The organism is Candidatus Pyrohabitans sp. (genome assembly GCF_054014795.1).
On record NZ_JBPMGE010000045.1, the window covers coordinates 1 to 8,106 of the forward strand.

The following is an 8,106-nucleotide window of genomic DNA, read 5'->3' on the forward strand; positions in this document are numbered from 1 at the left end:
TGATAGCGGGGGGTCGATTTGAACGACCGCTCTCCGGGTTATGAGCCCGGCGGGATGGACCTGGCTACCCCACCCCGCTGTGGTTTGCTAAGATAGGGGTGTAAGTTACCATCTTAATCCAAATATATAATCTTTTCCCCGCCTCAGTGGGATATCATGCTGCGCAGGGGGATGTAGTAGGCGTACTCCCGGTAGGAAACACCCGAATCCCAGTGCCCTGTGAGCTTCGCCACCACTACAAAGAGGAAGAAGGTGGCGAGCATTAGTAAAGCATAGGTACTCTTGCCCAGGGGTAGAGGCCCCGCTTTCACAAAAAGCGCTCCCCTGGGGCAGCTATCAACGCAGGTAAAACAGGCGTTGCACTCGGGATTGCGCACCACCTGCTTTTCATGAACCTTTATATTGCCCTGGCATACCCGGGTGCATACCCTGCAGCCGTTGCACCTCTCAGAGTCCCTCCTAACACCCGTTATGCCGGCGAGGGCCAGGAGCCCGAGGAGTGCACCATAGGGGCAGAGATATCTGCACCAGAAGTTTCTGAATGCGAGAGAGAGTAGCAGGAGGGCCGCAACAGAAACTATGGTATTTGTACCGGGATAAATCCAGAAGTCAAGAAGCTTTGCATCCACCACTTTATAATAGGGGGACTGGAGAAAGGCAGCCACAGCAGGGGCGCTCATATCTATGAGCACTATCTTTATGAAAAAGAGCATGAGGAGGTACTTTATCGACCTGAGGAGGATGTCAACAACAGGGTGTGGCCTCAGATTTCTGCCAAAAATCCTGGCACCTGCCCTTCCCATCGCCTCTGAGAGCGCACCAACCGGACAAATCCAGCCGCAGAAGCCCCTGCGAAAGAGCAGGGAGACTGTTAGCACTGCAAGGAGGATTACAAGAGCTGCGGGATGGACTACATCTATTGCGCGGTTAACCACCAGGTGCTTAAGGGCGACAAGCGCACCCACTGGCATAAAGGCGTCCACACTTTCAGGGCGGGCTACGTAGGGGGTAGCGCCGCCGGTATCAAAATGCCTGACAAAGAGGTAAAGGCGGTACCATATGTATATGGAGAACAGGACAAAGAAAGCCTGAACATAAAATCTCAGACGCCTCTCATTCAATTTTAGTTGCATGGTATAGAATATTATTTTTATTATTAATCACCATTTCCTCGAACATGTTCGCACAAAAAATATTTACAACGTTCCTCTCCCAAAGCTGGAGATGCTCGAAGTTATGGCAAGCGACGACACCCGCGAATACCTCTACTGGGGCACAGCCGAGGTCATAGCACGCGCAGTGGTTGTGGAGCGTGAGGAAGAGGCTGAGATAAAGCTTATAAATGTTGCCCGCCATCGACGAGGCGAGGGGCTGGGAAGCAGACTCCTTGAAAGGATAATCTCAGACTTCTCCCACAAAAATATTGCCACCTGGACATTCAATGGAAGGGCGGAGTGGTATGAGAGAAATGGGTTTGAAATCGCTGAAGAGCGCGCTTCCCTGTTAAAGATGGTCAGAAAGAATCAGTAGTAAAGAAGCTCTCTGAGCTCCTCAATGGCAACCTCCTTCTGAATCTCCTCCCGAATCTCGCGCTGCAGGTACTCAACCACGCGCTTCGCCTCATTTATCTTCTCGTGCTCCTCCATAAGTTCGTGGTAGAGCTCGCGCAGTCTTTCAACACGCTCCCATCCTCTCTGTCTTGAACTCTCATCAAAGCGGTGTACTATGCTCTCCAGCTTCGGGAAGGCTGCGAGCACATCCTCATTGACCTCTGGCAGGAGGGTCTCAATATAGAAGTGGTGCGGTGATATCTTGACCTCTATCAGGATGTCCTCACTTATGTGGTAGTACTTCCGGGGCCTGCCCTTTTCAATTTTCTCGAAGCGCGTCTCCAGTATACCCGCATGGCGCATTAGCTCCAGATGTTCTATAACCGCCTTCTGACCTATATTCAGGGTGTTGGAGAGTTCACTGACATAGCACGGCCTCTCAGACAGCAGATGAAGAATCTCTCTCCGTGTTTCATTTCCGAGCATATTCAGGAGAATCTCCAGATTCATGCATATTAAGGCAGGCGTTAACAATGTAAAAAATTTATTAACAAAAGGTAAGAAAAAGCTGCATTTCCGCAACTTATATATCTCAGAGACTGGAAATAATTAGCAGGGAGGTGGTAAGGATGTGGAAAGACCCATTTGAAGAACTTCGCAGCCTTGAGAGGCGTATGAACCAGCTTTTTGAGGAGCTCCTCGGTGAGCGCAGACAGGCGCTGCTTCCGATGCGCACCCCTGAAGTGCGCCAGCCTTTCGCAGACATCATGGACACCGGGAAGGAGCTCAAGGTAACAGTAGAGCTGCCGGGCGTTGAGAGGGAGAACATCCAGATCAACGCCACTGAGACCTCGCTGGATATAAGGGCAGAGGTCAAGCACGAGGAGGAAGAGAAGCGCGGTGACTATGTGCGAAAGGAGCGAAGCTATCGCGTCTTTCAGAGAAGCTTTACTCTTCCGGTGGAGGTTGACCCCAGCAAAGCTAAAGCAACATACAAAAATGGAGTGCTGGAGATAACCCTGCCAAAACTCAAGGAAGAGAAAAAGAGGAGCATAAAGGTGGAGTAATCTCCACCTTTTAATATTTCTTACAAAGGGTAAGAAAAGTATTTAGTAACAAAAAGTTAGTAAATGGAGGTCCGAAATGGAAAAAGGCGTACTTATAGAACTTTTCACTTCTCCAACCTGTCCCTACTGTCCGCAGGCTAAGAAGGTCGCGGAGAGGATAGTGAGGCGGATACCACAGGTGCTCATAATAGAACGCGATGTTTCCCGGCCGGAGAATGCCGAGATAGCGCACAGCTACGGTATTCAGGGCGTACCGGCTATGGTTATAAACGGAAGATACAGGATTACAGGTGTACCTGGAGAGGAGCAGCTCCTGCGCTACCTCTCCACCCTGTAAAACGGAGGTGATTCTAATGACAGAGATAGAACTCAAGGTGGCAGAAGCCAAGTCCAATGATGTTGGACGGGGAATAGCGAGAATTGACCCCCATGTCATCGAGGAACTCGGCCTCACCTCTGGCGATGTCATCCAGATTACAGGTAAAAAGAAGACCGTTGCAATTGTATGGCCCGGTTATCCGGAGGATGCCGGCCTGAGAATTATTCGCATTGATGGGTTTACGAGGAAGAATGCGGGCGTGGGTATAGACGACAAGGTGAAGATTCGCAAGCTCATTGCCCAGCCCGCGAGTGTGGTGAAGCTTGCACCCACAGAGCCGCTGCGCATAGTGGGGGGCGAAGGGTATCTGAGGCAGTACCTGGAAAACCGCGCTGTGAGCAGGGGGGATATGATAGAGCTCAACATAATGGGCAGGAGGATAGGCCTGGTGGTAACCAGTGTGCAGCCCCCCAGTGAGGCGGTGATAATCAACTATGCAACTCAGGTGAAGATAAGCGAGAAGCCGGCAAAGATTACAGAGACCAAGATACCCCGGGTAAGCTACGAGGACATTGGCGGACTCAGGGAGGAGATTCGAAAGGTCAGAGAGATGATTGAGCTCCCCCTGAAGTACCCCGAGGTCTTTGAGCGCCTGGGTGTTGAGGCACCCAAGGGTGTGCTCCTCCATGGTCCGCCGGGCACAGGAAAGACGCTGCTCGCAAAGGCGGTGGCAAACGAGACCAATGCCAACTTCTACAGTATCTCCGGGCCAGAGATTATGAGTAAGTACTACGGCGAGAGCGAGGAGAGGCTCAGAGAGATATTTAAGGAGGCTGAGGAGAACGCCCCCAGCATTATATTCATCGATGAGATAGACTCCATCGCCCCGAAGCGTGAGGAGGTTACCGGCGAAGTGGAGCGCCGCGTGGTGGCGCAGCTTCTCGCGCTGATGGACGGCCTCGAGAGCAGGGGGCAGGTTGTTGTTATAGGTGCCACAAACCGCCCCAATGCCCTCGACCCGGCTCTGCGCCGCCCGGGAAGGTTTGACCGCGAGATAGAGATAGGTATTCCCGACAGAAACGCAAGAAAGGAGATTCTGCTAATCCACACCAGGGGAATGCCCCTGCCAGAGGACGAGGAAGAGCGGAGGCGGATTATAAAGGACTTCGCAGATAAAACCCACGGCTTCGTGGGCGCTGACCTAGAGGCACTGTGCAAGGAGGCGGCAATGCGCTCCCTGCGCAGAATCCTGCCTGAGATCGACTTCGAGCTGGAAAGCATACCCGCCGAGATTCTGGATAAGATAGAGGTGACCTATCAGGATTTTGAGGAGGCCTTCATGGACATCGAACCCAGCGCACTGCGCGAAGTTCTCGTGGAGGTGCCGGACGTAAAGTGGAGCGATATTGGCGGTCTCGAACAGGCAAAGCAGGAACTCCGCGAGGCGGTGGAGTGGCCCCTGAAGTATCCGGAGGTGTTCGCCCACATGGAGGCCCAGCCGCCAAAGGGGATTCTGCTCTATGGGCCGCCCGGCACTGGGAAGACGCTGCTTGCAAAGGCGGTGGCAAACGAGAGCGAGGCCAACTTCATAAGCGTAAAGGGACCTGAGTTCCTGAGCAAGTGGGTTGGAGAGAGTGAGAAGGCGGTGCGGGAGACCTTCAGAAAAGCGCGGCAGGCGGCCCCCTGCGTTGTATTTATGGACGAGATAGATGCCATAGCACCCACACGGGGCTCTGGTTTTGACTCCCACGTAACTGAGCGCGTGGTGAGCCAGATTCTTACTGAGCTCGATGGGCTGGAGGAACTCCGGGGTGTTGTGGTAATTGCAGCGACAAATCGCCCGGACATAATCGACGCGGCGCTTCTCCGCCCGGGAAGGTTTGACCGCCTGATATTCATACCCACGCCAGACAGAAAGGCGAGGGAGGAGATATTCAGAATACACACGCGCTCCAAGCCTCTCGCCGAGGACGTCGACATAGCCAAGCTGGCGGAGATGACAGAGAACTACACGGGCGCTGATATCGAGGCGGTGTGCAACGAGGCGGTGATGCTGGCGATACGCAGATATATAAGCGAGGGCAAACCCCTGGACAGAAAGACCATGAAGCACGAGCTTAAACTTAAAATGGAGCACTTTGAGGAGGCGGTGAAGAAGATAAGACCCATATCCAGGGAAGAACTGGAGCAGTATATGCGAATAGCTGAGAAGTTTAAGGCGCAATAAATTTAAAGGCAGAGCAGGCAATATTATAACGGTCGTGATTATATGGAAGTTGAGCTTAAGGTTGCAGAGGCGCTGCAGAACGATGTGGGGCGGGGTATCGTCAGACTGGATACTCGCACCAGAGAGATTCTGGGAATCTCCACTGGCGATATAGTGGAGATTCTGGGAAAGCGCAAGACGGGTGCAATAGTATGGCGCGCCTACGCCGAGGACGAAGGTCTTGGCATTATACGCATGGATGGCATTATACGCCAGAATGCCCAGATTTCCCTGGGCGAGAATGTTCGTGTGCGCAAGGCAAAGGTTAAAGATGCCCGTCGCGTCGTGCTTTCACCCAACCAGGCGATACGCTTTTCCACCGGATTTGGAGATTTTGTGAAGCGCAGGCTTCTGGGCAGGCCCCTCACCCAAGGGGATAAGATTGTGGTGGGCGTCCTGGGCACAACACTGCCCTTCACAGTGACGCAGACGATACCCTCCGGTACAGTGCGCGTCGCAGACCGTACTGAGGTTATAGTGCGCGAGGAACCGGTAAAGGAGCGCGCAGGCATACCCAGCGTGGCCTATGAGGACATAGGCGGATTAAAGGATGAGGTGCAGAAGATTCGCGAAATGATAGAGCTGCCCATGAAGCATCCCGAGCTCTTTGAGCGCCTCGGAATAGAGCCGCCAAAGGGTGTGCTCCTCCATGGTCCGCCGGGCACAGGAAAAACGCTCATAGCAAAGGCGGTGGCAAACGAGACCAACGCCTACTTCATTCACCTCAATGGTCCTGAGATTATGAGCAAGTTCTACGGCGAGAGTGAGGAGAACCTGCGAAAGGTCTTCAAGGAGGCTGAGGAGAACGCCCCCAGCATTATATTCATCGATGAGATAGATGCCATAGCGCCCAAGCGCGAGGAGGTGCACGGAGAAGTAGAGAGGCGCGTTGTGGCGCAGCTCCTCGCCCTGATGGACGGCCTCAAGAGCAGGGGCAGGGTCGTGGTGATAGGCGCCACCAACCGCCCCGATGCCCTCGACCCGGCTCTGCGCCGCCCGGGCAGGTTTGACCGCGAGATAGTAATCGGCGTCCCCGACCGCAAGGGCAGGAAGGAGATACTCCAGATTCACACGCGAGGGATGCCCCTCAGCGAAGACGTTAAGCTGGATGAGCTCGCTGATATAACCCACGGCTTCGTGGGCGCTGATCTTGAGGCACTGTGCAAGGAGGCGGCAATGAATGCCCTGCGCAAGGTGCTGCCGAAGATAGACCTGGAGGAGGAGAGTATCCCGCCTGAAATTCTTGAAAGCCTCGAAGTGACCCGCGAGGACTTCCTCGAGGCATGGAAGGTAATGGAGCCCAGCGCACTGCGCGAGGTCTATGTGGAGGTGCCGGACGTAAGGTGGAGCGATATTGGCGGCCTGCATGATATTAAGCAGTCGCTGCGGGAGACTGTGGAGTGGCCTATAAAGTACCCGGAGGGCTTCGGTAAGCTTGGCATCTCTCCACCCAAAGGTGTGCTCCTCTTTGGACCGCCCGGCACAGGGAAGACGCTGCTCGCAAAGGCGGTGGCTACTGAGAGCGAGGCGAACTTCATAAGTGTTAAGGGGCCTGAGATTCTCAGCAAGTGGGTTGGAGAGAGTGAGAAGGCGATTCGGGAGATTTTCAAGAAGGCCAAGCAGGCAGCGCCCACGGTGGTGTTCTTCGACGAGGTGGATGCAATAGCGAGCACACGTGGAATTGAGGTGGGTAGCAAGGTGGGCGAGCGTGTGCTCAACCAGCTCCTGACAGAGATGGATGGTCTGGAGGAGCTTCACAATGTGATTATCATCGCCGCAACAAATCGCCCGGACATGCTTGATCCCGCCCTGCTGCGTCCTGGCAGGTTTGACAAGATTTTACTGGTGCAGGCGCCGGATGCAGAGGCGAGGCTTGAGATATTCAAGGTCCACACCCGCAGGATGCCACTGCTCGACGACGTCCAGTTTGACTTCCTTGTGAAGCAGACAGAGAACTTCTCGGGTGCAGATATAGAGGCGCTGTGCCGCGAAGCTGCGATGCTTGCTTTTAGAGAGGCGATTCTCAATGGAGAGAGCTTCGATGAGAAGAAGGTGGAGATGCGCCACTTCCATGAGGCACTGAAGCACGTGAAGCCCAGCTTAACCGAGGATACCAAGAAGACCTACGAGCAGTTCCTCAAACGCTACGAGACAAAGGAGCTTGAGCGGCTGGTGTACATGGGCTAGTTCCCTCATCGCCCTTCATATAAAGATGTCCAGGGCGATGAAGGTGAAGAGGCAGAAGCTGAAGAGGGCATTGATGTTGAAGAAGGCCACGCCCACCTTTTCCAGATTCTCGGGTTTTACTATCGCGTGTTCGTATGCGAGCAGGGCCGCCATTACACCAAGGCCGAGCAGATAGACCTCGCCGAGGGGGGAGAAGAAGTAGAGGAGGAGAAGGAAGAAAAGCGTGGCACCATGAAAAAGCGTTGAAATTTTGAGCGCCCCTGTTATGCCAAAGCGGGCAGGTATTGAATAAAGCCCCTGCCTGCGGTCGAATTCCATGTCCTGGATGGCGTAGATTATGTCGAAGCCGGCAACCCAGAATATCACCGCGGCGGCGAGGAGCAGCGCGGGCAGGTCGATGCTGGCGCGCACCGCCACCCACGCTCCAAAAGGAGCAATCGCAAGCGCTGAACCGAGAACAAGGTGACTTAACCAGGTGAAACGCTTTGTGTACGGGTAGCCCCAGATTATCGCAACGGCGAGGGGGTAGAGCTTGACGCAGAGCTCATTGAGCATCGCCGCCGCAAGCAGGAGCAAGCCTAGGGAGATGAGCACAATAGTCCAGACCTCCCGGGGCGAGACCAGACCAAGGGGTAAAGCCCTGTCTGCGGTTCTGGGGTTCCTTGCGTCTATATCGCGGTCTATTAAGCGGTTGAGGCACATCGCCGCTGTGCGCGC

The 8,106-nt window shown here is 54.2% G+C and carries 8 protein-coding genes and 1 tRNA gene; 5 read left to right on the top strand and 4 right to left on the bottom strand.

Annotation, left to right across the window (positions count from 1 at the left end):
- Positions 1–3: 3 nt before the first annotated feature.
- Both ACXJJW_RS05175 and ACXJJW_RS05180 read right to left on the bottom strand, forming a co-directional pair.
- Positions 4–79, bottom strand: a tRNA-Met gene (locus tag ACXJJW_RS05175).
- Between the two features lie 64 nt (positions 80–143).
- On the bottom strand, positions 144–1,133 hold the full coding sequence (locus tag ACXJJW_RS05180) for a 4Fe-4S binding protein (protein WP_456474671.1): 990 nt from the start codon (positions 1,131–1,133) through the stop codon (positions 144–146).
- A gap of 91 nt (positions 1,134–1,224) precedes the next feature.
- Between ACXJJW_RS05180 and ACXJJW_RS05185 the strand changes: the two genes are divergently transcribed.
- Positions 1,225–1,530 carry a GNAT family N-acetyltransferase gene (locus tag ACXJJW_RS05185; protein ID WP_456474672.1) on the top strand — a complete coding sequence of 102 codons (306 nt, stop codon included), beginning with the start codon at positions 1,225–1,227 and terminating at the stop codon, positions 1,528–1,530.
- On the opposite strand, the gene ACXJJW_RS05190 is transcribed toward ACXJJW_RS05185, so the two are convergent.
- On the bottom strand, positions 1,524–2,060 hold the full coding sequence (locus ACXJJW_RS05190) for an ArsR/SmtB family transcription factor (RefSeq protein WP_456474673.1): 537 nt from the start codon (positions 2,058–2,060) through the stop codon (positions 1,524–1,526). The two genes, ACXJJW_RS05185 and ACXJJW_RS05190, sit on opposite strands and share 7 nt — an antisense overlap.
- A 119-nt stretch (positions 2,061–2,179) precedes the next feature.
- On the opposite strand from ACXJJW_RS05190, the gene ACXJJW_RS05195 reads away from it, so the two are divergent.
- The 4 genes from ACXJJW_RS05195 (at position 2,180) to ACXJJW_RS05210 (ending at position 7,389) form a co-directional block, all read left to right on the top strand.
- A complete protein-coding gene (locus tag ACXJJW_RS05195) occupies positions 2,180–2,617 on the top strand; it encodes an Hsp20/alpha crystallin family protein (protein WP_456474674.1) in 438 nt (145 codons plus the stop codon).
- Between the two features lie 76 nt (positions 2,618–2,693).
- Positions 2,694–2,954 (top strand): thioredoxin family protein, encoded by a 261-nt coding sequence (locus ACXJJW_RS05200; RefSeq protein WP_456474675.1) that lies wholly within the window; start codon positions 2,694–2,696, stop codon positions 2,952–2,954.
- Between the two features lie 16 nt (positions 2,955–2,970).
- A complete protein-coding gene (locus ACXJJW_RS05205) occupies positions 2,971–5,163 on the top strand; it encodes a CDC48 family AAA ATPase (protein ID WP_456474676.1) in 2,193 nt (730 codons plus the stop codon).
- Between the two features lie 42 nt (positions 5,164–5,205).
- Complete coding sequence (locus tag ACXJJW_RS05210; protein ID WP_456474677.1) at positions 5,206–7,389, top strand: CDC48 family AAA ATPase; 2,184 nt, start codon at positions 5,206–5,208, stop codon at positions 7,387–7,389.
- Between the two features lie 15 nt (positions 7,390–7,404).
- Here ACXJJW_RS05210 and ACXJJW_RS05215 read toward each other — a convergent pair.
- On the bottom strand, positions 7,405–8,106 hold a 702-nt coding region (locus ACXJJW_RS05215), incomplete at its 5' end, for a UbiA-like polyprenyltransferase (RefSeq protein ID WP_456474678.1).